Source organism: Ruegeria sp. HKCCA5463, from assembly GCF_013034175.1.
Lineage (GTDB): Bacteria > Pseudomonadota > Alphaproteobacteria > Rhodobacterales > Rhodobacteraceae > Ruegeria.
Genome location: NZ_WQFL01000005.1, coordinates 125,887 through 150,552, shown reverse-complemented (window position 1 = coordinate 150,552; position 24,666 = coordinate 125,887). Strand labels below are relative to the sequence as shown.

The following is a 24,666-nucleotide window of genomic DNA, read 5'->3' as shown; positions in this document are numbered from 1 at the left end:
AAAGCTTGCCCTTGCAAATGTGATGCGTGATTTGAATGATCACGGCAATGACAAGCCAAAAGGCGGAGAGCAGAAAATGAAATGGCTGATGCGCATCCTGTTTATCGTTGCCGCTGTGATCGCGTTGATCATTGGCGCACTGTTGCTGATGCCGGGGGAAAAGCTTGCCGCGATTCTGGCCGAGCAGGTCAAGGCCCAGACCGGGCGTGATCTGACGCTGACCGGTGATGTGCGCATTTCCTTCTGGCCGGTGGTCGGGATGGAAACCGGACCGGTGCGTTTCGGCAACGCAAGCTGGGCCGGACCGGAGCCGATGCTCAGCGCGGATAGCCTGGCCGTCGGAGTGGACGCTGCCGGGCTGTTGAATGGGGATCTGCGGATCAAACGAGTTTTTGCAGACAATCCCGTGCTGCGGTTGGAACGATCAGATGGGCGCGGCAATTGGGAGTTGAGCGCCCCGACAACCGCGACAACTGCGGTCGCGACCGGGGGCACCACACCCGCTGAGCCCTCGGGGCAGGTCACGCTGGATCAGCTGGAGCTGACAAATGCACGGCTGATTTACGTGGAAAATGGTTCGACGCAGATGGATTTCTCGGGCGTGACACTATCTGCAAGCTGGCCCGAGGTGGCGGCCCCGTTGGTGATGGAGGCCGCCATGCCAGTGCCCGGAGGGGCGGTTCAGGTTGACCTGAAAATCCCGGACTTACCGGCATTTGCCGCCGGGTCAGTGACTGATCTGGAACTGGCTTTGACGGCCCCGGGCGGAGAGATCGGATTTGACGGGCGCGTCAATCTTGCGGGCGAAATGGATGGAACGACCAAGGTGGTGACGCGGGACACGGAAAGGATGCTTGCCGCCTTCGGTCAGGCTGGCACATCCGTACCGCCCGGATTGGGCAAGACCGCCGACATTTCAGCGCATATGACGTATACGCAGGACGGGCGGATTTCCATGCGGAACATGGTTGCGCAATTGGATGACAACCGGTTCGTGGGCGAGGCGGATATCACCATTTCGGACCCGCCGCGTATCGTGGCCCGTCTGGAAGCCGGTGATCTGGAGCTGTCGCGGATTTCCGAAACCGCTTCTGCCTCAGGCGGCACGTCTCAGGCAAACGCTCCTGCACCTGAGGGGTGGTCGAAGGACCCTATCGACGCGTCTGCTCTGGCATTGGCGAACGGTAAGATCCGCCTGACGGCGAACTCGATCGCGGTGCCCGGGATGACGTTCGGCAAAAGCGATCTGACCCTGTCGCTGGATCGGTCGCGGGCCGTTCTGGAAATGCACCCGGCCACGCTGTTTGCGGGTCAGTTGCACGGTCAGGTGGTGGCCAACAACCGCAACGGCCTGTCTGTCGGCGGCAACGTGACCGCCACCGGGATCGATCTGGAACAGGCACTGACCACGATGGCCGGGGTCAAACGCCTGTCGGGAACCGCTGCGGGAGCGTTTGAGTTTCTGGGCGTCGGCCAGTCCGAGGATCAGATCATGCGGTCCCTCAGCGGCAAAGGAAACCTGGATGTCGGTCCCGGAGTGATTTCCGGGCTCGATCTGGACCGATTGATGGGGCAGGGCACCGGATCAGGCGGAACCACCGTGTTCAACAGCCTGACGGCCAGTTTCACCATCGACCAGGGCGTGTTGACGAACAGCGACCTGCTCATGTCACTGAAGAATTTCCGCGCAGATGGCACTGGCACCGTGGATCTGGGGGCCCGCAACATCGACTATCTGTTCACGCCTGTGGCGCTGCGCGCCAATTCCGGGCAGGGGATATCGGTTCCCGTTCACATCAAAGGCCCCTGGAGCGATCCGGCGATCAAGCCGGACCTGACCAAGGTGATCGAGGCTGCTGCGGATGTGAAGGTCAAGGAACTGGAAGACGACGCCAAACAGAAGGTTTTTGAAAAGGTCGGCAACGAATTGGATACGACGATCACCGACAGTGATCAGATCGAAGACGCCATCAAGAATAAACTTGAAGAAGAGGCAAAAAAAGGTCTGCTCAAATTATTCGGCGGCGACTGAGCAACCATCGTGCTTGGGGCATCGGGATATGCCCCAAGCAGTTGTGTTCAGATGGTTTGGTCGTAATCGCCGACACCGGGCTCGGTTCGGATGACGGCGTCAATGTCCGCGAAGATGGCGCGCATCTCAGCCTCGCTTTCGCTGCTTTCACAGACGACGACCAGATTGGGGGTATTGGACGAAGCCCGCACCAGGCCCCAGCTTCCGTTGTCCAGAATCACGCGTGCGCCGTTCACCGTGACCACTTCTTTGATTGCGCGGCCAGCGAGTGTTTCGCCCGCATCTCCCTTGGCGACCAGCTTGTCGACCAGCCGCTGAAGGATATCATATTTCTCGGTATCGGCGGCGTGTGGTGACATCGTGGGGGTAGACCAGGTCTTGGGCAGGGCCTTGCGCAGGTCCGACATGCTCTTGCCCGGGTTGCGGTCCATCAGTTTGCAGATTTCGACTGCGACACGCATTCCACAGTCGTATCCACGCCCGATCGGTTCGGCCAAAAAGTAGTGGCCTGATTTTTCGAACCCTGCCAGTGCCCCGATTTCCTTGACGCGGCGCTTCATGTGGCTGTGGCCGGTCTTCCAGTAATCGGCTTTGACGCCCAGGGCCTGCAACTCGGGGTCGCTGGCAAACAGACCGGTGGATTTCACATCCGCAACAAAGGTCGATCCGGGGTGAAGCTTGGCCAGATCACGCGCCATGATCACGCCAACCTTGTCGGCAAAGATCTCCTCACCCTCATCATCGACGACGCCGCAGCGGTCTCCGTCACCGTCAAACCCCAGCGCCAGGTCGGCACCGCTGGATTTCACCGTGGCGGCCATGTCGTGCAGCATCTCCATGGCTTCCGGGTTCGGGTTGTAGTTGGGGAAGGTAAAGTCCAGCTGGTTATGGCTGGGCACGACTTCAACCCCGATCCGTTCGAAAATCTCGGGCGCAAAGGCCGAAGCCGTGCCGTTGCCTGTTGCGCAGACCACTTTCAGCGGGCGGGACATTTTGAAATCCCCGACCAAGTCGTCGATATAGGCCTCTTTGACGCCATCGACGAACTCGTACGAGCCGCCTTCGCGCGCGACCCCCTCGCCGTTCAGAACGATGTCACGCAGTTCCGACATCTCATCCGGACCATGGGTCAGCGGGCGGTCAAAACCCATTTTGACCCCGGTCCAGCCGTTCGGGTTGTGGCTGGCGGTAACCATGGCCACTGCGGGCACATCCAGATGGAACTGCGCAAAATAGGCCATTGGGCTGAGCGCAGGGCCGATGTCTTTGACACGGATACCAGCCTGCATCAGGCCCAGCATCAGGGCATTCTTGATCGCCAATGAATAATCTCGATAGTCGTTGCCGACTGCGATCACAGGCTCGATCCCGCGTCTGTGCATCTGCGTGCCAAGCCCCAGCCCAAGCGCGGTCATGCCGGGCAGGTTGATCTCTTCAGGATATTTCCAACGGGCATCGTATTCACGGAACCCGGTGGGCGTGATCATCGCGTCGCGCAGAAAGTTCCAGCTGTTGGGTGTTACCTCGGTGAGGGGTTTGATCATAAGAAATCTCAATCTTTAAATCTGTATCGGATTCGCTTTAGCAAGCGCATCAAATCGCATCAATGTGTCAACAAGTAGGGGCATCTGGTCGAGCGGGATCATATTTGGCCCGTCCGATGGGGCCGAGTCCGGATCCTGATGGGTTTCAATGAACACGGCCCCAACACCCAGAGAAACCGCGGCGCGGGCCATCACGGGTGCAAATTCGCGTTGTCCGCCCGAAGACCCGCCCTTGCCTCCGGGTTGCTGCACGGAATGGGTGGCGTCCATCACCACCGGATACCCGGTCTTCGCCATTTGGGGCAGCGCACGCATATCGGCAACCAGCGTGTTGTAGCCAAATGAGGTGCCACGTTCGGTCAGCAGGATATTCTGATTTCCGGTGCTTTCGATTTTGTCGACGATGTTGGTCATTTCCCAAGGTGCAAGGAATTGCCCCTTTTTCACATTGACCGCTTTGCCGGTGTTCCCGGCCGCCAGCAGCATGTCGGTCTGACGGCACAGGAATGCCGGAATTTGCAGAACGTCCACCGCCTCGGCGGCGATGGCGCATTGCGCTTCGGTATGAACATCGGTCAGAACCGGGATACCCATCGTTTTGCGGATGTCATCCAGTACGTTCAGCCCCGCATCGATGCCCATGCCACGCTTGCCCGACAGGGATGTTCGGTTCGCCTTGTCATAAGACGCCTTGAAGACGTATTGCGCCCCGGCTGCGTCGCAGGCTTCTTTCATCTTGCCCGCAATCATCTGCGCATGGTCTGCCGTTTCAAGCTGACATGGCCCAGCTATGATGGTCAGCGGAAGGTCGTTGCCGACTGTCAGGTCGGAGATTTTAACATGTTTCATGAGTTTTATGAGGATACCTGTTCACGAAGGACCGACGCGGTAAGCGAGATCATCAGGTAGATACCAGCAAACAACAGGAATGCCAAAATCGTATTTTCGAACTTGCGCGGATAACTGGGTTCCTGACTGGGAACGGGGTTGACCGAGACGGTCAGATAGCGCACCTGCCGGTTGGCTTCGGACCGGGTCGCTTCCATTTGCTGCATTGCCGTTTGCAGCATCATGTCACGCGCCGCCAGGTCCGCCTGCGCGATCTGGATACGCACGCTCAGCCGCGCCAGCGAGTTTTCGCCGTCCGAGGCATCCTGCATCTCGGCATTCAGTTCTCTCAGAACCTTTTCCAGGCGGGCGATATCTGCCTTGACGCCATCAACCTTTGCCTTGTTCGGGCGCAGGTTGTCCTGAAGCGCGGCGAGCTCAAGCTCTTTGTCCTGAACCAGTATTTCGATTTCGTTGATGCGGGCTCGCAGGCTGGCAATGACGTTTTCGGGGTCAAGAACCGCGCCCTGAAGCTGAAGCTCGATCAACTCTTCCTGAGCCTGCCTGCGCGCTTCCTGCGCCGCTTCGAAACTTTGCAGCGCGTCGCGCATCTGGTCTTCACGTTTTTTTCCGGACAAGGCATTCACCCTGTCTTCGGCATAAGAGATCAGGCGCTCGGAAAATTCGGTCGATGTCTGCGCGTCGGGGGCGGCAACCTCCATCCGAATGACCCCTTCGGTCGGGTCATAGCCGATGGTGATCATGCGTTTGAACAGCTTATAGGCGTCTTCAAGCGAGGCGTCCGGTGCCAGTCTTTGAATAGGGTCGATCCATTCCTGCTTGAAGACATCAGAAAACCCGGCATCGCGGTCCAGCAACAGCAAAGCTTCTTTCGATTCCAGAAAGGACTGAACCGAGATCGAATCCTGCGTGGTGGCGAATTGCGTACCGGCAAGAAGACCGCCGATATTGCCCGGTCCGCCATCCGCTTGCAGGATCAGGAATTCGGAATCGCTGGCATACATCGGCGTGGCGATGCGGTAGAAATAGAAGCCGACAATGAAGGTCGGCAGGAACACAAAGGCCGCCAGACGCGCAAACAGTCCAAACAATTTACGCTTGCGACGACGGGCGATGTCTTTTTGGATTTGGCCAATTTCAAAATTGCGCCGCTCAGCCGGGCTGAGCTCGGGCCCGGGCAGGTTTGTTTTCTCGGCACCCATGGCCTGCGGCAGTTGAACGTTGATCCTGTCCTTGGGTTTGTCACCCTCGTCCGATGGCCTTGCGGCGGCAAGGTCCAGAAGATTGGTGCGCTGGAAGGGGTCGATGCCCTTTTTGCGCAGCAATCGCACCGCGTCATAGTCCGACGTCGCGGCCAGACCATGTTTCTGCGCCAGACGTCGTGCGATACGCAATTGACGGCCCGTCAGGCCTTCGCGCTTGATGTCATCCAGCTGCGTCCCGGGCTGTGCTTCGCCGGCGGCCTCGGGGCCTTGCGTCGCGTTGCGAATACGCGAGATGGCGTCCGATCGCGCCTCGGCCGAGCTTTCCGCCTGGCGTCTGCGGCGCCAGTTGTATTTTCTAACCTTGGGTTTCGTAGTCATACAGCTGCTTTGCCTCTTCCAAGGAGTCAAACATATACAATTGCCCGTCCAGAAGTACGGCCGCTTTCTGGGCGAATTTCTCCAACACGGACGGGCTGTGCGAGACGATCACCAAAGTCGTCGTGCGCAACCTTTCCTTCAGGATCGCCCCTGCCTTTTCGTTGAATTCGACATCTGTTGTTGCCGGCATCCCTTCGTCGATGAGATACATGTCAAAGTCCAGCGCCAGCATCAAAGAAAAGGTGAAACGCGCCCTCATCCCAGAGGAGTAAGTGGCAAGGGGCTGGTCGAAATATTCGCCCAGACCGCAGAGCCATTTGCAGTAGGCCTCGATATAGTCGGGGTCCATACCGTAGATCTTGGCGATGTAGCGCGCGTTCTCAAGCGCTGACAGTTTTCCCGACACGCCACCGGTGAACCCCATGGGGAAAGAAACCCGGCATTCGCGACGGACCACGCCTTCGTCGGGTTTCTCCAGGCCGGCCATCATGTTGATCAACGTGGTTTTTCCGGTTCCGTTCGGGGCCAGAACGCCCAGTGAGGTACCCAGTTCGACCCGAAACGAGACCCGATCCAGAATCACCTTGCGGCGCGTTCCGGTCCAGAAGGATTTGCTGACGTTGTCGAATTCTAGCATTCGGGGTCTGCTGCTCGTTTCGTTCGTGTTGTCGCACTTGCGGGCGGCCAGAAAGGGTATTTTTTACCGTCCCATGTTGGCTACATTATGTCGAATTATGAAACAAATGATCAATGCGGTCCGGTTGCGCGCATGAATGTCTGATTGGGTGCAGAAAAGGTTATCGGTCACTTGGTGCCGCGTCAGGTCGTTATTATCTGTTTTGGCAGCCAACAACAGACCGGATGGGCAGGGGCCTTCAGGATCAGATGAACGCGTTACGTCAGGAAATCCGCGCCTGCCGCTTGTGTGCCGACAGGTTCGCGCAAACAGAAACCGCACACGAGCCGCGCCCGGTGGTCTGGTTCCGCCCCGGAACACCGATCCTTGTCGCGGGGCAGGCACCGGGCGCCCGTGTGCACGAGTCGGGGCGGCCCTTCACCGACCCGTCCGGCGACAGGCTGCGGCACTGGCTGGGGATTGGTGAGTCGGTTTTTTACGATCGCGACCGTGTTTCGATCGTACCGATGGCGTTCTGCTTTCCTGGGTATGATGCGCGCAATGCTGATCTTCCGCCACCTGCGATTTGCCGCAAGACCTGGCACGACCGGGTGATGCAGGACCTGGGGCGTGTGCCGCTGACCGTGTTGGTTGGAGGTCATGCACACAAGTTTCATCTTGGCGCGCGCGGGTCGGTGACGGACACCGTTCGCAACTGGCGGGACCATGCGCCGCGGGTCTTTGCCTTGCCTCACCCGTCCTGGCGCAATACGGCATGGTTGAAGAAAAACCCGTGGTTCGAGGCTGAACTGCTGCCTGTTTTGCGTACACGGGTCCAAGAGGTGCTGAATGACTGAATCCACGGCGTTGGACACTGCGCATGCCGCGATGCAGGCGGACCCGACAAGTGATGCCGCCCGTCTGCGTTTCTTTGAACGGCTTGCGGATAGCGAGCTGTTTCTGATGCTGACCGAAGAAGCGCGGTACGAGAATATCTCGCCCGAATTGTTCGATGTGGCTGACGGGCGCTTTGTTCTGGCCTTTGATCGTGAGGACCGGCTGGCGCAGTTTGCCGAGCGGCCCGTGCCTTATGTGGCGCTGTCGGGGCGGGTGCTTTCGGGGATGCTGTCGGGGCAGGGCATCGGGCTTGGTCTGAACCTGGAGACTGCGCCATCTTCCATGCTGGTCCCGGCGGAAGCCCTGGAATGGTTGGCTGAAACGTTGCAACACAGCCCGCAAGAGGTCGAGGAAGAGCTTGCCGAGTTTTTGCCCCCTGCCGGTCTGCCGCAGAACCTGCTGACCGCGCTGGATGCGAAACTGGCGACGGCGGGCGGACTTGCCAGCGCAGCCTATTTGGTTGCCACCAAGTCCAAATCGGGCGCGCAGGGCCATCTGTTGGGATTTGTCGATGCGATTGAAGGGGCCGAGCCCGCTTTGGCCAAGGCCGCGTCCGAGGCGCTGACCTTTTCCGGGATTGAGGCAGGCGCGATGGATGTCGGGTTTTTCACCGCAAGCGAGGCCGCCGCCGCGCTTCTGGCCAAGGTGGGCCTTCGGTTTGATCTGCCCCAGCCGCAAATTGCCGGAGCGGTCCGCGAAGCCCCCGGCAGCAATCCGGACAACCCACCCATTCTGAAATAACCATCCAAACGCAAACACGCGGCACAAGCTGCACCGCGTGTCGTTGCGCCTAGGATATGTTTATTCCGCCGCCGCTTCCAGCTTGTCCTGCGTGCGGGTTTCGAAATCGCTGGCGTCGTGGCGTTCGTGAAGCTGCGTGTGCGGCTCGCCAAAGGCGCGGTTGACCATGCGGCCACGCTGAACCGCAGGGCGCGCGTCGATTGCCTTGGCCCATCGCATGACGTTCTTGTAGGATTCCACGTCCAAGAACTCTGCCGCGCTGTAAAGGCGGCCCAGAACCAACTGGCCATACCAGGGCCAAATCGCCATGTCCGCGATGGAATAGTTTTCGCCCGCGATGAAGGTTTTTTCCGCCAGTTCACGATCCAAAACATCCAGTTGGCGCTTGGTCTCCATGGCGAAACGGTTGATCGGGTATTCCCATTTCTCGGGTGCATAGGCGTAGAAATGCCCGAACCCACCGCCCAGATACGGCGCGCTGCCCATCTGCCAGAACACCCAGTTCATCACCTCGGTCCGCTCCGGGCCGGATGCGGGCAGAAACGCGCCGAACTTTTCAGCCAGATGGAACAGGATCGAGGCGCTTTCAAAAACACGAACAGGTTTGTCGCCCGACCGATCCCAAAGCGCGGGGATTTTCGAGTTCGGGTTGGCCTCGACAAAGCCCGAGCTGAATTGGTCGCCTTCTCCGATGTTGATCAGCCAGGCGTTGTATTCAGCGCCTTCATGACCAAGTGCCAACAGCTCTTCCAGCATCACCGTGACTTTCACGCCATTAGGTGTCGCGAGCGAGTACAGCTGAAGAGGATGCCGTCCGACCGGCAGGTCCTTGTCATGGGTCGCGCCGGCGATCGGCCGGTTGATGTTGGCGAATTGTCCGCCACTTTTACTGTCCCAGGTCCAGACCGTTGGAGGGGTATACGAGGGTTGGTCGCTCATCTCTTGCCTTTCTTGCCTATGTCAGGGCTGCCATACAGCTAATATTGCAAACCGCCGAGTCCAACCCTACTCAACTGGCGTATTCTGTAACAATCCGCCGCCAAACTCTCACGTTTTCTCGTGTCGGGTCACAGCGGCGTTAGGGGGACTACGCACCGCTTGGGAATCGCATATTGTCCTGTCAGACCTGCCGCAAGGCATCACGGATTTAGTTGACCCGAAAAGGATAGACGACATGAAACGCTTTGCATTGACACTCGCTACGGCCATAGCTCTGGCGGTTCCGGCTTTTGCCGGCCCTCAATATATCGACGGCACAGGTTTTGCTGTTTCGGGTTATGATGTCGTTGCCTATCGCAGCCTGGATCAGATGCCAGTTGGCCAGTCGCAGCCCGAAGGTGTGCGTGGAAATACCAACATCACCGCCGAGTACAACGGTGCGACCTGGGCATTTGCGACCGAGGAAAACCGCGACAAATTCCTTGAAAACCCAGCATACTACGCGCCGCAATATGATGGGCACTGCGCTTACGGCGTGTCGCGTGGTGGCAAGGTTCCTGCAAATCCAAACCTGTGGCGGATCGTGGATGACAAGCTGTATCTCAACATCACCGACGTGGTTGTCGGATTTTTCGAGGAAGACATTCCAGGCAATATCAATCTTGCCGAAGGCAACTGGCCCGGTATCGAACCAAGCGACGCCTCGACCAATGTGATCCCGAAATTCACGTCGGAAGGCCCGGTTTCAAACTGATCCGGCATCAAAAGAACCAAGCCCGGCTGGTCAAGCCGGGCTGAGGCCGTTACCCCGCAAGCCAGAATTGATCCCGAATATCCTGATCGGCATCAAACCTGATCCGTACACTTTTGGCCCCCGGAAACTTCCGTTCGCGGATCGTATCGGGGATGATGACTTCTCCGGCGCCGGTATCTTTTGACTGGAAGCTCAGAATTTCAGCCTCGGTGTGACGCGCGTTGGTCAGGACGGTCGTTGGCAAGGCCACGCGATTTGCCCCATGATGCACGGGCGTGGTGACAAAATAGGTCAGATGCCGCCCGTAACACCCGACCGCGTCGGGAACGTGATCCGAGACACATGCATCAGATGTGTCCTGAGTATCGGCTTCATCGTGCATTTGCGGCAACCTCTGGTCGGGATTCAGAATCGCCTTGCAGGCGGCGATATCTTCCAGCGGAAGTTCGATGATGCGCTTTTTCAAACGGGGGCGGCGCGGTTGCGGAGGGCCGGAACTGGCACCACCTTTTGTAACCAACCCTTCCTTGCGCAGAAAATCATAAGCCGCTTTGGCGCGCGAAAAACCGGAACTGTCCCCATCCGTATGATCGGGATGTGAATGGAATGCGATCTGCCTCCAGGCGTCCCTGATCTCTTGGGAACCGGCGCAGGGACTCAACCCCAGATCCGCCAACGCATCCGCGCGCGCCCGCACTTTATCGACAGGTTCCATACTCAAAACACTCTTTACAAACTACACAGAACCAGTGTGGTCACAGTCATAGTTTTGTCAAATTTCAGGGATGATTTGCCGGGCTGGGGACAACAATCGCGATGCTGAGATTCAATTGTCCCTCAAAGGCACCGTTTTAGGGGCGGGGTTGTGAAACAGTACACATGTTCTGAAACGACAAACGCCCGGGTGTAAACGTAACCCGGGCGAATCATTGGGTTTTTTGAAAGTCAGGCGACGTTTTCCAACTCAACGCTCGGTGTAATGCCCAGTGCAAAGCAGACATCGCGCGTCAGTTCGGGACGGTTCAGGGTATAGAAGTGCAGCTTGTCCACGCCGCCTTCGATCAGGTCTGAACACAGCTCTGTGCAGATTGCCGTGGCCAACAGATCCTCACGCCCATCGCGCACCGCCTTTTCAAACGCCTGTTCGACCCACTGGGGAATATGCGTGCCACAGCGCTTGGCGAAGTTGCGAGCACCTGCCCAGTTCTCGATCGGCAAGATGCCCGGCACGATCGGTTTGTCGATGCCGGCCTTGACGCAAGCATCGCGGAACCGGAAAAAGGTTTCGGCTTCGAAAAAGAACTGCGTCAGCGCTTCGTCTGCGCCTGCGTCCAGCTTGGCCTTCAGCCAGTCCACATCCGCAGCCATGTTTGCGGCCTCGGGGTGGGTGTCGGGATAGGCCCCGACACGAATGCTGAACATTTCGGTTTCGGCCAGTGCCTCGATCAGTTCGACTGAACTGGAAAACCCGTCGGGGTGCGGCACAAACTTGTCCTGACCCTTCGGCGGGTCGCCGCGCAGGGCGACGATGTCCTGCACGCCGGCGCGGGCAAAGGTGTCTGCGATCTCCAGCGTTTCCTGCCGCGAAGCATCGACACAGGTCAGATGAGCGGCCACGTTCAGGCCCGATGACTTGTGCAGGGTCGAAACCGCGTCGCGTGTCAGTTCACGCGTCGTGCCACCAGCGCCGTAGGTGACGGAAACAAAGCGGGGATCCAAAGGGGCCAATGTCTGGACCGTGTCCCAAAGGCGGAATGAGGCTTCCAGAGTTTTGGGCGGAAAGAACTCGAAGGAAATTTCAGGTTTGGACATCGTGGCCTCACTGGATCAACTGTGCCTCTTGTGCCATGGCGAGCATTGTGAAACAAACTCATATTACTCAACAACAACATGAATGCTGTTTGAAATGCATATTGAATTCCGGCACCTGCGCACCATCAAGGCGATCCATGAATGCGGCGGGCTGGCCCGCGCTGCGGATCAGTTGAACATCACCCAGTCCGCATTGAGCCATCAAATCAAAGGGTTGGAGGATCAGGCCGGGGTCGAGCTGTTTCTGCGCCGCTCCAAACCCATGAAACTGTCGGCTGCCGGTTTGCGCCTGTTGCGATTGGCCGAGCAGATCCTGCCGCAGGTCGAAGCCGCCCAGAATGAATTTTCTTCGCTGCGGGACGGGCGCACAGGGCGGATGCACATAGCCATCGAATGCCACGCCTGTTTCGAATGGCTGTTCCCGGTGCTCGAATCCTTCAGGAAGTCCTGGGGCGACGTTGATGTCGATATCCGCCCCGGTCTGGCCTTCGACGCGCTTCCGGCCTTGCAGAAAGAAGAGGTCGATCTGGTGGTCTCGTCCGATCCCGAAGACCTGCCGGGCGTCGAATTTGTCGAACTTTTCGATTATAACGCGGTGTTTGTGGCCGCTTCGACCCATCCCCTGGCCAAGAAAGGCTTTGTCGAGGCCGAGGATTTTCGCGGCCAGACCCTGATCACCTATCCGGTGGAGCGCACGCGTCTGGATGTGTTCAGCCAGCTGTTGATCCCGGCGCGGGTTGAGCCTGCAACGATCCGGCAGGTGGAACTGACCGCCGTCATTCTGCTGCTGGTCGCATCGAACCGGGGCATTTCAGTGCTGCCGGATTGGGTCGTGCGCGAGGTCAAATACAACTCGGACTACGTCACCCGACCCTTGACGAAAGAGGGCATTACACGGCGTCTCTATGCCGCGGTCCGGTCGGAAGATCTGGAGAAACCCTTTGTGCAGGAACTGGTGAAACTGGCCCGGGAAGAAGCGCGCAAGCTGCAATCCCAGTAACGGCGTTTCCTGCGGGTCTGTTATGCGCATCATTCCTCTTGGCAAGGGCGCATTGCGGCAGTATACGCGCGGTTTGACCGGACAGGAGCCTTTTGACAATGGTTGGCAGCGCAAATCTCAACATCATGATCAAGGCCGCGCGCAAGGCGGGGCGTTCTTTGGTCAAGGATTTCCGTGAAGTCGAGAATCTGCAGGTGTCGATGAAAGGTGCCGGTGATTTCGTCTCGAAGGCCGACATCGCCGCCGAAGCCATCCTGAAAGAAGAGCTGCTGGGCGCACGGCCGACCTATGGCTGGCTGGCCGAAGAGGGCGGATCCATCGATGGTGAGGATCCGACCCGCCGCTGGATCGTCGATCCGCTGGACGGCACCACCAATTTCCTGCACGGCCTGCCGCATTGGGCGATTTCCATAGCACTGGAACACAAGGGCAAGATCGTGGCCGGCGTGATCTATGACGCCGCCAAGGACGAGATGTTCTTTGCTGAAAAGGGTGAGGGCGCCTGGATGAACGACACCCGTATTCGCGTGTCGGGCCGTCATCGCATGATTGAATCGGTCTTCGCGACCGGTTTGCCCTTTGGTGGCCGCTCGGATCTGCCTGCGACTTTGCAGGATCTGGCGCGTCTGATGCCCGCCTGCGCCGGTGTGCGTCGTTGGGGCGCCGCCGCGCTGGATATGGCATACGTGGCCGCAGGCCGATACGAAGGCTTTTGGGAACGCCGCCTGAATGCTTGGGATCTGGCCGCCGGTGTGATCATCGTCAAAGAGGCTGGCGGTTTCGTGCAGGCGCTGAACCCTGAAGGCAACGTGCTGGAAGATGGTGAAGTGATCTGTTCGAACGAACCGATCTTCGATCAGTTCGCCAAGGTGATCCGGGGCTAGGCGCCCTTTGAACCAGCTTTAGCGGCGCGGAACGCGCGGAATGCGGGATTGTGACAGCTTGTACTTCGCCTCCGGGTGGGGCGGATGTCCATGGGTGCGATCCCAGAACTGAATTCCGCCGCGTCTCAGCCACAGCGGTATGCACAGGATCAGGCCAACGGCAAACCCCCCGGTATGGGCCCAATAGGCGATGCCGCCTTCGTCCGGATTGCTGGTGACGCTGCCAAAGAACTGTATCGCCAGCCAGACGCCCAGCATGATGAAGGCGGGAATGGTAAAGACCCTGAAATAGACGATCAGGATCAGCAGGATATCCACCCGTGCTTTCGGGAACAGCAACAGATACCCGCCCATCACGCCCGCAATCGCGCCCGAGGCCCCAACAGTGGGAACTTGGGACTCGGGCCCGGTGATGACGTGAAACAGGCCCGCGCCGATTCCTGCCGCCATGTAAAACAGCAGGAAGGGCAGATGGCCCATCTCGTCTTCCAGATTGTCACCGAAGATCCACAGAAACAGCATGTTGCCCGCCAAGTGCATCCAGCCCCCGTGCAGGAACATGGATGTCACGAGGGTTTCCAGCCCGAACCCGTCGCTGACCCGCGCCGGAATAATGGCGTAGTCGAAAAACAGCCTGCCGATCCGCGGCCCATCATCCATGATCCCAACATAGCTGAGGAAGATCAGGATATTGGCCGCCAGCAAGGCATAGACAACATAAGGTGTGCGCCCCGAGGGGTTATGGTCGCGGATCGGAAACATGCCGTGACGCTGGGCTTTTGTGCGCCCAGCGTCAAGGCAAGCTTATGCCGCACCTCCCAACAACGCGGCGTTTCCGCCCGCCGCGGTCGTGTCGACGCAGACATGGCGTTCACCCAGAACACGCGCGCGGTCGGGCTTGCCGGGTAAAAGCGGCAGAATCGGGCCGTCGCGGCGCGCCAGATGGTGTTCGATCTGCCGCGCTGTTTCGTCATCTCCCCACCACAACACGCCCGAAATGCCGGTCAGGTTTTCCAACCGGTGCAGGTCAAGCATCCCGGTCGCCTGAATGGCGGTGCCACCCAGCGCATATACAGCATCGGCCTGCGCACGCGCTGCGGCCTCTCCGGGTCCCAAGCACAAAAGAGGCGGACGGGGATACTCGCTCAGGCGGTTCGATTCACCGGTCGGGCCGGGCAGGGACCGGGTTTTGACCGGCGCAGGTTGACCTTGCGCCGCAGGCAGATCAGCCACGGCGCCCCATGTATCCGCCGTGCTTTGACGGTCGGGTGCACAGAACCGGATCATGTAGTTCGGCCCGCCCGCCTTGGGGCCCGTGCCTGACAATCCTTCGCCACCAAAGGGCTGAGACCCGACGATGGCGCCGATCTGGTTGCGGTTGACATAGATGTTGCCCGCATGGATCGCCTCGGTCACATGCTGCACGCGGTCGTCGATGCGGGTGTGCAGGCCGAAGGTCAGGCCGTATCCGGTGGCGTTGATATCGGCGATGATCTTGTCGATCTCTTGCGACTTGAACCGGGCGATGTGCAGCACCGGGCCGAACACCTCGCGTTCCAGCGCGGCGATCCCAGGGATCTCGATCAGTGTCGGCGCAACAAAGATACCTTCGGGCGGCAACGGAAGCTCTTTCAGCACCCGCCCTTCGTGGCGCGCCTTGGTCACATGCTCGGCGATGCCCTGACGGGCCTGTTCGTCGATCACCGGTCCGCAATCCGTCGACAAAAGCCAGGGGTCGCCGACCGACAGCGCATCCATCGCCCCTTTGAGCATGGTCAGAACGTCATCGGCGATGTCTTCCTGCAAATATAGGCAGCGCAGGGCGGAACAGCGCTGGCCCGCCGACTGAAAGGCGCTTTCGATGATCGATTGCACGGCTTGTTCGGGAAGGGCGGTGCTGTCGACGATCATCGCATTCAGACCGCCGGTTTCCGCGATCAGCGGCGTACCGGGGCGCATGGATCCGGCCATCGCCGCGCGGATTTTCAGCGCGGTGGCTGTTGACCCTGTGAAGGCCACGCCCGAGATGCGTGGATCCGACGTCAGCGCCGCACCCACGGCAGGCCCGCCTGGCAACAGTTGCAGCACGTCGCGCGGCACCCCCGCCTCGTGCATAAGCTGAATGGCACGATGTGCGATCAGGGGCGTCTGGGGCGCAGGCTTGGCCAGAACCGCGTTTCCGGTTGCCAGCGCAGCAGAGATCTGCCCAGAGAAAATCGCCAGCGGGAAGTTCCACGGGCTGATGCAGGTGAAAATCCCCGCGGGTTCGGCATCGGGGATGTTGGCTGCATAGTAACGCAGGAAATCCACCGCCTCGCGCAGTTCGGCCACCGCATCGGGCAGCGACTTCCCAGCCTCACGCGCCAGCAGGGCAAACAACTCGCCATAATGGGCTTCGTAAAGATCGGCTGCGGCATTGAGGATGCGGGCGCGTTCGGCAGCGGGGGCATCCCAGGGGTTGGCCGAGGCCAATGCCATTTCCACATCCGCCGCGCTGGCTGGGGCCACCGCGCCGGGCCTGTCCTGCGGCCGTGCCGGATTGATCACCGGCTCATCCGCATCGGGTTTGGCCGCATCGGCCAGCAAGGGTTGCGCATACCAGTGATGGGCGCGGAACTGATCCCGTGCCGCATCAATCTGATCCAGGGTTGGTGTGTGATGCAGGTCAAAACCCTTGGAGTTCGGTCTTTCAGGCTGGAACAATTCCGGCCCGGTCGGCAGTGCGGGCGGAGGGGTCCGGATCGCAACAAACGGATCGGCGGCGACCACTTCCGGTGGCACATCCTCGTCCACAATCTGGTTGACGAAGGATGAATTCGCACCGTTCTCCAACAAGCGCCGAACCAGATAAGCCAGCAAGTCGCGATGCGCCCCCACCGGTGCATAGATGCGGCACCGGGTGTTCTGCTTGTCCATCACGATCTGATGCAAGGTCTCGCCCATGCCGTGCAGGCGCTGAAATTCGAACGGTTGATCCTTGGCCATGTGAAGAATGGCGCTGACCGTGTGCGCGTTGTGCGTGGCAAATTGCGGATAGATCCGATCGGTCATGCCCAGCAGTTTGCGTGCATTGGCGATATAGGAGACGTCGGTTGCCGCCTTGTGCGTGAAGACGGGAAAGCCATCCACCCCCTCGACCTGCGCGCGTTTGATCTCGGTATCCCAATAGGCGCCTTTGACCAATCGCACCATAATCTGGCGATCGTGGCGTTCGGCCATGCCATACAGCGTATCCAGTACCAGGCCTGCGCGCGGGCCATAGGCCTGAACCACGATGCCAAACCCGTGCCAGCCGGCAAGGGCCGGGTCGGACATCACCGCCTCTATCACCTGCAACGACAGCGACAGGCGATCCGCCTCTTCTGCATCGACGTTCAGGCCCATTCCGGCCGCCTTGGCCAGCAGGGCCAGCGCCCGCAGTCGCGGCACCAGCTCGTCCATCACACGCTGTTCCTGTGCCAGCTCATAACGGGGGTGCAGGGCGGACAGTTTTACCGAAATGCCTGGGTTGGCGCGGATGTCGTCATGGGTGCAGGCCTCGGCAATGGCCGAGATGGCGCGGGAATAGGACAGGTGATAGCGCGCCGCGTCCGCTTCGGTTCGGGCCGCTTCGCCCAGCATGTCGTAGGAATAGGTATAGCCTTTCTCCTCCATCCCGCGTGCGCGGTCCATGGCGGACTGAATGGTTTCCCCCAGAACGAACTGCCGGCCCATCTCTTTCATCGCGCGTGCCACGGCAGTGCGGATCACCGGCTCGCCCAACCGCTTGATCGCACCGCGCAGCGCCCCGACCGGAGACGCCTTGCCCTCGTCCAGCACCTTTCCGGTCAACATCAGCGCCCATGTCGAGGCGTTCACCAGCGAGGACGAGGATTGCCCCAGATGCTTGCCCCAATCGGAGGGCGCGATCTTGTCTTCGATCAGCGCATCAATTGTGTCGGCATCCGGCACACGCAGCAACGCCTCGGCCAGGCACATCAGGGCGATGCCTTCGTCGGTGGACAGGCCATATTCGGCCAGAAACACCTCCATCAGCCCCGGAGAAGTGCTGGACCGGATATCGCGCACAAGCTGCGCAGCCGCGGCGCTGATGGCGCTGCGATCCGTGTCCGTCAGGCTGGCCTGAGAGATCAGTGTCTCAAGAACTGCCGACTGATCGGCATAGGTGGAAGTATCGATGAGGGTGCGCAGGCTGTGTGACATATGTCCTCCGGTCTTTGTGATAATATAATGCGAAAAAATCAGGACAACGGACTGAGTTTGATATTATTGAAGGAGAATGATCTGAATTTTTGGCAACGGACAGTTCAAATGAGTTTTCCTGATCTTGATCGGTTTGACCGGTCGATTCTAAGGATTCTGGCCGAGGACGGCCGTATCTCGGTGGCCGATCTTGCGCGCGAGATCGGGCTGTCAAAATCTCCGACGCAAGCGCGGCTCAAACGGCTGGAGGCGAGCGGAGTGATCACGGGCTATCGGGCGATGCTGGATCCGATCCGGCTGGGCCTGGATCACGTCGCGTTTGTCGAGGTGCGTTTGACCGATACCCGCGAAAAGGCGCTGGCCGAGTTCAACGCAGCCGTCCGCAAAACCGCCGAGGTCGAGCAGGCGCATATGATCGCGTCCAATTTTGACTATCTTCTGAAAGTGCGCACGGCCACGATGTCGGAATACCGCCGTGTATTGGCCGAGAAGATCTCGTCTCTGCCGCATGTCGCCAATACCTCAACTTTTGTTGCGATGGAGGCCGTGAAGGAAACCGGTATGCTGGGCGGTTTTGAACATCAGCCTTGACGCGGTGGAATTATGGCCCACCCTTGTTTCGTGATGCGAACCTATGCCGCAACGTTTTTTTTGATCGCGTGTTCATGCTCGGCCATGGCCGAGACATGCCCCACGGCTCCGGATCATATCGAAGGGGTGGATGCGCTGATCAAGCAGGTCCAAAAGGCGCAATCGCAAAGCGACGCCCGGGTCATCTCGAATAAAATGTGGGAACTTTGGACAGACGCGCCGGATGCCCGATCGCAGACCCTGCTGGATCGGGGAATGGCGCGACGAGAGGCGTGGGATTTGTCGGGCGCATTGGACGATTTCAACCAACTTGTCGAATATTGCCCGGATTACGCCGAAGGCTACAATCAGCGTGCTTTCGTAAACTATCTGAGGCAGGATTTTGACGCGGCATTGCGCGACCTGAATGTCACGATCGAAATGTCGCCAAACCATATCGGTGCGCTGAGTGGGCGGGCTTTGTCCCTGTTGGGGTTGAGACGCCTGGAAGACGCGCGCGCAGCACTGTCCGAGGCGCTTGAGCTCAACCCGTGGCTGTCCGAGCGGGCCTTGTTGGAGCCAGGCGGCCTTCTGGAGCCGCCCGGAGAAGATATCTGACAGCCGGATCGGGCAAGTTTGGACGCCGGTCGCAAATCGCCAAACAGGTGCCTTTCGCGGCCACCTCGGGGACTTTGGCCCCGTAATCAGAAGGGCAAATGGGAGGCAAAGCCGTCAGCGTGACAGTATCCGGCGCTTTTCGGCCATGGCTTCGCGTCGCCGCTGCTCGATCCCGAGTTTGAAAGATTCTTCAACAAAGTCGATGTGGTCCTTTGCCGCTTTTTCGGCCCGCTTCTCATCCCCTTCGATCACCGCGCGTCCAAGTTCGAGATGTTGTTGCAGCAACTTTTCGCCGGTCCCGTCAATCGTGCGCAGGAAGTCGCGATTGTAGAAAACGCCCTTGCGGGTGAGTTCGTAGATCGACGCCATCATGTGGATCAGGGTCGCGTTCTGGCTGGCATCCACAATCGCGGAATGCAGCGCAAAGTCCGCCTCTTGCGAAGCCTTGGCGTCCTGCTCCTGCCAGGCACGCTCGTTTTCATCAAGGATCTCGGAAATCCGTTCCTTGTCTGCCTTGGTGGCGCGACGTGCGGCAAGCCGGGCCGCGAAACCTTCCTGCTCGCGGCGATACTCCAGATAGTCGAAGAAAGCCGGCTCGTGACGTTCGTACAAAGCAAGAAGCGCGGGCATCATGGCTTGTCCGGTCAGGGCCGCGACGAATGTTCCCTCACCGTGTTGCGTTGTGACCAGCCCGCGTTCTTCCAGCACCTGAAGGGCCTCGCGCAGCTTCGGGCGCGACACGCGCAACATCTCGGCCAGATCGCGCTCGGAAGGCAGTTTTCGGCCCTGCTTCAGGATGCCCGAAGCGATCAGGTCCTCGACCTGTGAAACCACCGCATCAGCCAGCGATTCGTGTCCAACCGGTTCAAAAATCGCCGTGGTGTTCATGAGATATTGCCCCGTGTGACGCTGAAATAACCAGAATAACTGGTAAACAAAGATAACCATATCCGTTCAGATTTCAAGCGCGAGGCTGTTCTTCCCGAACGTGAATTACGTGTCTGTTTCTGAATGATTTTTGGAGAATCTGTTAGTTTTTGATGCAGTCATATCGGGATTTTGCAGGGCTTGTAGAAGGCGAGATTCCAGTTTCGGTTAGCGCCAGTGGTAAACAAAGTTATTGACTGGTTTAAGCTGGTAAAGTTAGTTTACCACCGGAGCGGCGCTGGAAGAGCCTGCGCCACTGATCGGAGAAAACCCGACCAACCCTGGAGGAGATTTCATGAAGAAGACCCTGACAAGCCTGGCCGTGGCCGCCAGCCTGCTGGCGGCACCCGCAGTTGCGGCGGACAAGCTGCTGCTGAAAACACCGATTGCCTTTTCGACCGAACTGCCGGGCCTGGGTTCGCCTATTCCACGTGTGGCTGATCAGCTGGAACTGATGTCCGGTGGCACGTTGAAGATGAAGGTGTACGAGCCGGGAAAACTGGTGCCGCCCTTTGAAATTCTGGACGCTGTGTCCGCCGGCAAGATCAACTCGGGTTACACCACGGCTGGTTACTGGGCCGGTAAAATCCCGGCTGCGCCGCTGTTCTCGGCCGTTCCGTTCGGCCCCGAGGCGGGCGAATACATGGCTTGGCTGTATTATGGCAACGGCATGACCCTGTATCAGGAGATGTATGATCAGGCCGGTTACAACGTCAAAGTACTGCCCTGCGCCATTATCGCGCCGGAAACCTCGGGCTGGTTCGCGTCCGAGATCAATTCGCCCGAAGACCTGAACGGGCTGAAGATGCGTTTCTTTGGTCTGGGCGGCAAGGTGATGCAGAAACTGGGTGTGGCGACCTCGCTGCTGCCAGGTGGCGAGATATTCCCCGCATTGGAAAAAGGCGCGATTGACGCGACCGAGTTTTCAATGCCTGCCATCGACGCGCGCCTGGGCTTCCACAAGCTGGTCAAGTTCAACTATTTCCCTGGCTGGCATCAGCAGGCGACCGTGTTTGAACTGCTGATCAACAAGGACGTCTGGAACGAAACCAGCGATCAGCACAAGGCAATCATCGAAAGCGCCTGCAAGGCTTCGATGGCGGACAGCTTTGCCGAAGGCGAAGCCATCCAGCACGCGGCCCTGATCGACAACGTTGAAAACAACGGCGTCACCATCAAGCAGTGGTCGCCCGAGATGCTGGATACCTTCCGCGCGACCTGGGAAGAGGTTGCCGCAGAAGAAGCCGCCAATGATGCCTTCTTTGCTAAGGTTCTGGCCGACATGAACGAATTCCGTGACGGCTATAACCTCTGGAAGACGAACGCCTTCCTCCCACGTCAGTAATCTCTCCCTCACTGACGTTGCCGGGGCGGCCCGATCCGCCGCTCCGGTTCCTGCTTTTCGATCTTCGGACTTTCTAACCTTTCACTACCCGTATTCCGGGTTGCTGAGCGAGGAATGACCATGACCACCCAAAAGAACCTCAACGATCCGGTCGAAGCCTATGAAGGCATCCTGGAACACCCCGATTCCGACCGCCAGAAAATCGCCGTCGCGATCGACGCCGGGGTCAAGGCTGTGGGTCATGTCGTCATGTGGGCCAATGTCCTGCTGATGGGCGCGATCTTCGCACAGGTCTCGTTGCGCTACCTGTTCAGCCAGAACTACCCGAAACTGGATGAGATCCAGTGGCATTTCTATGGAATCGTCACGATGATCGGCATCTCGTATGCCTTGATCACCGACAGCCATGTGCGTGTGGACGTCCTGCATATGCAGCTTTCGCGCCGCGCGCAGCGGATCATCGAGGTGATCGGCATCCTGACCCTGCTGACCCCGTTCATCTATCTGATGGTCGATCAGGGCTATGATTATTTCTACGAAAGCTTCCGCGTCAACGAACGCTCGGACAGCCCAACTGGCCTGCCTGCACGCTGGGCTTTCAAGGCGGTTATCCCGATCAGCTTTGTGCTGTTGGCTCTGGCGGCGTTGGCGCGGCTGATCCACGACGGGCACGCGCTGCTCTACGGGCCGGCCTCGGAACGTGAAGGCGCGCCGCTGCGCCGTATTCTGCTGGTTCTGGCCGTGTTCGCCGCTGTTTGCGTGGGCTTGACCTTCCTTGTCGAAACGACCGAGGAAAAGCTGGTCATCGCGATGTTCCTGACATTCATCGCGCTTTTGTTCACCGGTTACCCGGTGGCGTGGGTGCTGGCCGGTGTCGGCGTCGCCTATTGCGGTCTGGCTTATCTGTTCGACAACGATCTGATGCTGTGGACAGGGCTGGAAAGCACCTTTACCGGGCTTGATTACCTGACCTTGGGCGCGGTGGTGAACCGGGTCTACGCGACCATGTCCAACGCGGTTCTGGTTGCCCTGCCGATGTTCATCTTCATGGGGCTGATGCTGGACGAATCCGGAGTGGCCGAGCGTCTGATGTCCTCGATGCAGCGCCTGTTCGGGACGGTGCGCGGAGGACTGGCCATCACCGTGACCCTGATCGGGATCATTCTGGCGGCCTCGACCGGCATCATTGGTGCCTCGGTTGTACTGCTGGGCGTGCTGTCGCTGCCGTCGATGATGCAGCAGAAGTACCAGCCGACACTGGCGGCGGGCGTGGTTTCGGCCTCGGGGACATTGGGCATTCTGATCCCACCCTCAATCATGTTGGTGATCATGGCCGACCAGATGGCCCTGTCAGTCGGTGACCTGTTCATGGCCGCGGTTTTCCCAGGCGTGATCATCGGCGCCTTGTATCTGACCTACATCTTTATTCTGGCTCTGGTGAAACGCGACGCGGCCCCCGTGCCCGAAGGCGCGAAAGCCCCCGACTGGGCAGCCGTGAAGGACGTGCTGATCGCCGTCATCCCGACGCTGATGCTGATCCTTGCCGTGCTGGGGTCGATCTTTGCCGGTCTGACCACGCCAACCGAAGCGTCCGGCATCGGTGCCTTGGGTGCGACCCTGCTGGCGCTGGGCTATCGCAAGCTGACCTTTGCCAAGCTGTGGAACGTGCTGGTGTCGACCTTCAACACCACCGCCTACATTTTTGCGATCTTCCTCGGTGCGACCGTGTTCTCATACGTGCTGCGCGAGTTGGGCGGGGATGAGCTGATCGAACACGTGGTGCAATCCACCGGCTTTGGAGCCAACGGGACAATTCTGTTCATCCTGTTCATCGTCTTCCTGCTGGGCTTCGTACTGGACTGGATCGAGATCACGCTGATCGTGCTGCCCCTGATGCGCCCCATCGTGAACGGTCTGGGCATCGACATCCCCGGCTTTGGCGTTCTGGATGAACCGGCGCTGGTGTGGTTCGTGATCCTGGTTGCGGTGACGCTGCAAACCAGCTTCCTGACGCCGCCCGTTGGCTTTGCCTTGTTCTATCTCAAAGGTGTTTGCCCACCAGAGATCAAGCTGACGCATATCTACAAGGGCATCATCCCATTTGTCCTGCTGCAATTGACCGGATTGGCGCTAGTGTTTCTGTGGCCGACCCTTGCCACCTGGTTGCCGTCGGTCGCCTACTAAGGAGCTTATCGGATGCGCCTGAGCCAATGTCATAACTTCCACGACTTCCGGCGGCTGGCCAAGCAACGACTGCCGGGGCCGATCTTCAATTACATCGACGGTGGCGCGGATGATGAGGTGACGTACCGGGAAAACACCAAGGCGTTCGACCGCTGCGATCTGTTGCCTTCGGTCCTGCGTGGGGTTTCGGACGTGGACATGTCCGTCACTGTGATGGGGCAGAAACTGGACATGCCGGTCTATTGCTCACCCACCGCGTTGCAACGCCTGTTCCACCATCAGGGCGAGCGCGCCGTCGCGGCGGCGGCCGAGAAATACGGCACCATGTTCGGAGTTTCCTCTCTGGGAACCGTCTCGCTGGAGGAGCTGCGCCAAAAACACAAGAACCCGCAGGTCTATCAATTCTACTTTCACAAGGATCGCGGGTTGAACGCCGCCATGATGCAGCGTGCCAAAGAGGCCGGTGTCGAGGTCATGATGCTGACCGTCGACAGCATCACCGGCGGCAACCGCGAGCGTGATCTGCGCACGGGGTTCTCGATCCCGTTCCGCTTGACGCTGGGCGGCATGATACAGTTTGCGATCAAGCCGATGTGGGGCATCAACTATGTCACCCATGAAAAGTTCCGGCTGCCTCAGCTTGAAGAACATGTGGATATGGGCGGTGGGGCCAGCTCGATCGGCGGGTATTTCACCGATATGCTCGATCCGTCGATGAACTGGGATGACGTGGCGCAGATGGTGCGCGACTGGGATGGTCAGTTCTGCCTGAAGGGGATCATGACCGTCGAGGATGCCAAACGAGCGGCTGAGATCGGTTGCACCGGCATCATCCTGTCGAACCACGGTGGCCGCCAACTGGACGGATCGCGCACGCCGTTCGATCAACTGGCCGAGATTGTCGATGCCGTCGGCGACAAGCTGGACGTGATGATGGACAGCGGCATTCAGCGTGGCACCCATGTGCTTAAGGCGCTGTCGATCGGGGCCAAAGCCGTGGGTATCGGGCGGCACTACCTGTATCCTCTGGCTGCCGCGGGGCAGGCTGGGGTCGAACGGGCCCTTGGGCTGATGCGTGCCGAGATCGAGCGCGACATGAAGCTGATGGGTGTCACCAGTGTTGGCCAGCTCAGCCGCGAAAATATTCGTTTCCGCAATCCCTAACCCG

General features: G+C 59.2%; 21 protein-coding genes. 11 read left to right on the top strand and 10 right to left on the bottom strand.

Annotated features, from left to right (window positions below):
- Positions 1–22 precede the first annotated feature (22 nt).
- Entirely contained in the window at positions 23–2,032 is a 2,010-nt protein-coding gene (locus tag GOW09_RS12320) for an AsmA family protein (protein ID WP_253284201.1), read from the top strand.
- 47 nt (positions 2,033–2,079) lie between these two features.
- Here GOW09_RS12320 and GOW09_RS12315 read toward each other — a convergent pair whose 3' ends face one another.
- Genes GOW09_RS12315 through GOW09_RS12300 form a run of 4 tightly spaced genes read right to left on the bottom strand, consistent with a single transcriptional unit; the run spans position 2,080 to position 6,645 of the window.
- A complete protein-coding gene (locus GOW09_RS12315) occupies positions 2,080–3,576 on the bottom strand; it encodes a phosphomannomutase/phosphoglucomutase (protein WP_171118702.1) in 1,497 nt (498 codons plus the stop codon).
- 15 nt (positions 3,577–3,591) lie between these two features.
- Entirely contained in the window at positions 3,592–4,425 is an 834-nt protein-coding gene (gene kdsA, locus GOW09_RS12310) for a 3-deoxy-8-phosphooctulonate synthase (RefSeq protein WP_171118700.1), read from the bottom strand.
- 5 nt (positions 4,426–4,430) lie between these two features.
- Positions 4,431–6,008, bottom strand: a complete 1,578-nt coding sequence (locus GOW09_RS12305) for a capsule biosynthesis protein (RefSeq protein ID WP_171118698.1) — start codon at positions 6,006–6,008, stop codon at positions 4,431–4,433.
- Complete coding sequence (locus tag GOW09_RS12300) at positions 5,986–6,645, bottom strand: ABC transporter ATP-binding protein (protein ID WP_152458943.1); 660 nt, start codon at positions 6,643–6,645, stop codon at positions 5,986–5,988. The genes GOW09_RS12305 and GOW09_RS12300 overlap by 23 nt, the downstream gene beginning before the upstream one ends.
- A 224-nt stretch (positions 6,646–6,869) precedes the next feature.
- Between GOW09_RS12300 and GOW09_RS12295 the strand changes: the two genes are divergently transcribed.
- Positions 6,870–7,481, top strand: coding sequence for a uracil-DNA glycosylase family protein (locus GOW09_RS12295; protein WP_253283471.1), 612 nt, complete (start codon positions 6,870–6,872; stop codon positions 7,479–7,481).
- Positions 7,474–8,262, top strand: coding sequence for an SseB family protein (locus GOW09_RS12290; protein WP_171118696.1), 789 nt, complete (start codon positions 7,474–7,476; stop codon positions 8,260–8,262). Before GOW09_RS12295 ends, GOW09_RS12290 begins: the two co-directional genes overlap by 8 nt.
- A 60-nt stretch (positions 8,263–8,322) precedes the next feature.
- Here the strand turns inward: GOW09_RS12290 and yghU are convergent, their stop codons facing one another.
- Positions 8,323–9,201, bottom strand: coding sequence for a glutathione-dependent disulfide-bond oxidoreductase (gene yghU, locus GOW09_RS12285; protein ID WP_171118694.1), 879 nt, complete (start codon positions 9,199–9,201; stop codon positions 8,323–8,325).
- A gap of 235 nt (positions 9,202–9,436) precedes the next feature.
- On the opposite strand from yghU, the gene GOW09_RS12280 reads away from it, so the two are divergent.
- On the top strand, positions 9,437–9,955 hold the full coding sequence (locus GOW09_RS12280; RefSeq protein WP_171118692.1) for a YHS domain-containing (seleno)protein: 519 nt from the start codon (positions 9,437–9,439) through the stop codon (positions 9,953–9,955).
- 49 nt (positions 9,956–10,004) lie between these two features.
- Here GOW09_RS12280 and GOW09_RS12275 read toward each other — a convergent pair whose 3' ends face one another.
- On the bottom strand, positions 10,005–10,670 hold the full coding sequence (locus tag GOW09_RS12275) for a J domain-containing protein (RefSeq protein WP_152458939.1): 666 nt from the start codon (positions 10,668–10,670) through the stop codon (positions 10,005–10,007).
- 230 nt (positions 10,671–10,900) lie between these two features.
- Positions 10,901–11,767, bottom strand: a complete 867-nt coding sequence (gene metF, locus GOW09_RS12270) for a methylenetetrahydrofolate reductase [NAD(P)H] (protein ID WP_171118690.1) — start codon at positions 11,765–11,767, stop codon at positions 10,901–10,903.
- A gap of 94 nt (positions 11,768–11,861) precedes the next feature.
- On the opposite strand from metF, the gene GOW09_RS12265 reads away from it, so the two are divergent.
- Positions 11,862–12,767 carry a LysR family transcriptional regulator gene (locus GOW09_RS12265; RefSeq protein WP_171119037.1) on the top strand — a complete coding sequence of 302 codons (906 nt, stop codon included), beginning with the start codon at positions 11,862–11,864 and terminating at the stop codon, positions 12,765–12,767.
- Between the two features lie 98 nt (positions 12,768–12,865).
- Positions 12,866–13,651: an inositol monophosphatase family protein gene (locus GOW09_RS12260; RefSeq protein ID WP_171118687.1), complete on the top strand. Its 786-nt coding sequence runs from the start codon at positions 12,866–12,868 to the stop codon at positions 13,649–13,651.
- A gap of 18 nt (positions 13,652–13,669) precedes the next feature.
- Here GOW09_RS12260 and GOW09_RS12255 read toward each other — a convergent pair whose 3' ends face one another.
- Together GOW09_RS12255 and putA are read right to left on the bottom strand one after the other, a co-directional pair.
- Entirely contained in the window at positions 13,670–14,413 is a 744-nt protein-coding gene (locus GOW09_RS12255) for a rhomboid family intramembrane serine protease (RefSeq protein WP_171118685.1), read from the bottom strand.
- Positions 14,414–14,455: 42 nt separating this feature from the next.
- Complete coding sequence (putA, locus tag GOW09_RS12250; RefSeq protein ID WP_171118683.1) at positions 14,456–17,854, bottom strand: bifunctional proline dehydrogenase/L-glutamate gamma-semialdehyde dehydrogenase PutA; 3,399 nt, start codon at positions 17,852–17,854, stop codon at positions 14,456–14,458.
- A gap of 108 nt (positions 17,855–17,962) precedes the next feature.
- On the opposite strand from putA, the gene GOW09_RS12245 reads away from it, so the two are divergent.
- Positions 17,963–18,445 carry an Lrp/AsnC family transcriptional regulator gene (locus GOW09_RS12245; protein ID WP_152458934.1) on the top strand — a complete coding sequence of 161 codons (483 nt, stop codon included), beginning with the start codon at positions 17,963–17,965 and terminating at the stop codon, positions 18,443–18,445.
- A gap of 84 nt (positions 18,446–18,529) precedes the next feature.
- Positions 18,530–19,042 (top strand): hypothetical protein, encoded by a 513-nt coding sequence (locus GOW09_RS12240; protein WP_224854600.1) that lies wholly within the window; start codon positions 18,530–18,532, stop codon positions 19,040–19,042.
- Positions 19,043–19,156: 114 nt separating this feature from the next.
- Here the strand turns inward: GOW09_RS12240 and GOW09_RS12235 are convergent, their stop codons facing one another.
- On the bottom strand, positions 19,157–19,930 hold the full coding sequence (locus GOW09_RS12235) for a FadR/GntR family transcriptional regulator (protein ID WP_152458933.1): 774 nt from the start codon (positions 19,928–19,930) through the stop codon (positions 19,157–19,159).
- Between the two features lie 334 nt (positions 19,931–20,264).
- On the opposite strand from GOW09_RS12235, the gene GOW09_RS12230 reads away from it, so the two are divergent.
- The 3 genes from GOW09_RS12230 (at position 20,265) to GOW09_RS12220 (ending at position 24,662) form a co-directional block, all read left to right on the top strand.
- Positions 20,265–21,314, top strand: coding sequence for a TRAP transporter substrate-binding protein (locus GOW09_RS12230; RefSeq protein WP_171118681.1), 1,050 nt, complete (start codon positions 20,265–20,267; stop codon positions 21,312–21,314).
- A gap of 120 nt (positions 21,315–21,434) precedes the next feature.
- Positions 21,435–23,498, top strand: coding sequence for a TRAP transporter large permease subunit (locus tag GOW09_RS12225; protein ID WP_171118679.1), 2,064 nt, complete (start codon positions 21,435–21,437; stop codon positions 23,496–23,498).
- Positions 23,499–23,510: 12 nt separating this feature from the next.
- Positions 23,511–24,662 (top strand): alpha-hydroxy acid oxidase, encoded by a 1,152-nt coding sequence (locus GOW09_RS12220; RefSeq protein ID WP_171118676.1) that lies wholly within the window; start codon positions 23,511–23,513, stop codon positions 24,660–24,662.
- The last annotated feature ends 4 nt before the right edge of the window (positions 24,663–24,666 follow it).

What these genes read in the sequence shown, in the direction of transcription:
- GOW09_RS12320 (WP_253284201.1), top strand. Translation starts at nt 23, where the DNA reads ATGCGTGATTTGAATGATCACGGCAATGACAAGCCAAAAGGCGGAGAG.
- GOW09_RS12315 (WP_171118702.1), bottom strand. Translation starts at nt 3,576, where the DNA reads ATGATCAAACCCCTCACCGAGGTAACACCCAACAGCTGGAACTTTCTG.
- kdsA (WP_171118700.1), bottom strand. Translation starts at nt 4,425, where the DNA reads ATGAAACATGTTAAAATCTCCGACCTGACAGTCGGCAACGACCTTCCG.
- GOW09_RS12305 (WP_171118698.1), bottom strand. Translation starts at nt 6,008, where the DNA reads ATGACTACGAAACCCAAGGTTAGAAAATACAACTGGCGCCGCAGACGC.
- GOW09_RS12300 (WP_152458943.1), bottom strand. Translation starts at nt 6,645, where the DNA reads ATGCTAGAATTCGACAACGTCAGCAAATCCTTCTGGACCGGAACGCGC.
- GOW09_RS12295 (WP_253283471.1), top strand. Translation starts at nt 6,870, where the DNA reads ATGGGCAGGGGCCTTCAGGATCAGATGAACGCGTTACGTCAGGAAATC.
- GOW09_RS12290 (WP_171118696.1), top strand. Translation starts at nt 7,474, where the DNA reads ATGACTGAATCCACGGCGTTGGACACTGCGCATGCCGCGATGCAGGCG.
- yghU (WP_171118694.1), bottom strand. Translation starts at nt 9,201, where the DNA reads ATGAGCGACCAACCCTCGTATACCCCTCCAACGGTCTGGACCTGGGAC.
- GOW09_RS12280 (WP_171118692.1), top strand. Translation starts at nt 9,437, where the DNA reads ATGAAACGCTTTGCATTGACACTCGCTACGGCCATAGCTCTGGCGGTT.
- GOW09_RS12275 (WP_152458939.1), bottom strand. Translation starts at nt 10,670, where the DNA reads ATGGAACCTGTCGATAAAGTGCGGGCGCGCGCGGATGCGTTGGCGGAT.
- metF (WP_171118690.1), bottom strand. Translation starts at nt 11,767, where the DNA reads ATGTCCAAACCTGAAATTTCCTTCGAGTTCTTTCCGCCCAAAACTCTG.
- GOW09_RS12265 (WP_171119037.1), top strand. Translation starts at nt 11,862, where the DNA reads ATGCATATTGAATTCCGGCACCTGCGCACCATCAAGGCGATCCATGAA.
- GOW09_RS12260 (WP_171118687.1), top strand. Translation starts at nt 12,866, where the DNA reads ATGGTTGGCAGCGCAAATCTCAACATCATGATCAAGGCCGCGCGCAAG.
- GOW09_RS12255 (WP_171118685.1), bottom strand. Translation starts at nt 14,413, where the DNA reads ATGTTTCCGATCCGCGACCATAACCCCTCGGGGCGCACACCTTATGTT.
- putA (WP_171118683.1), bottom strand. Translation starts at nt 17,854, where the DNA reads ATGTCACACAGCCTGCGCACCCTCATCGATACTTCCACCTATGCCGAT.
- GOW09_RS12245 (WP_152458934.1), top strand. Translation starts at nt 17,963, where the DNA reads ATGAGTTTTCCTGATCTTGATCGGTTTGACCGGTCGATTCTAAGGATT.
- GOW09_RS12240 (WP_224854600.1), top strand. Translation starts at nt 18,530, where the DNA reads ATGGCCGAGACATGCCCCACGGCTCCGGATCATATCGAAGGGGTGGAT.
- GOW09_RS12235 (WP_152458933.1), bottom strand. Translation starts at nt 19,930, where the DNA reads ATGAACACCACGGCGATTTTTGAACCGGTTGGACACGAATCGCTGGCT.
- GOW09_RS12230 (WP_171118681.1), top strand. Translation starts at nt 20,265, where the DNA reads ATGAAGAAGACCCTGACAAGCCTGGCCGTGGCCGCCAGCCTGCTGGCG.
- GOW09_RS12225 (WP_171118679.1), top strand. Translation starts at nt 21,435, where the DNA reads ATGACCACCCAAAAGAACCTCAACGATCCGGTCGAAGCCTATGAAGGC.
- GOW09_RS12220 (WP_171118676.1), top strand. Translation starts at nt 23,511, where the DNA reads ATGCGCCTGAGCCAATGTCATAACTTCCACGACTTCCGGCGGCTGGCC.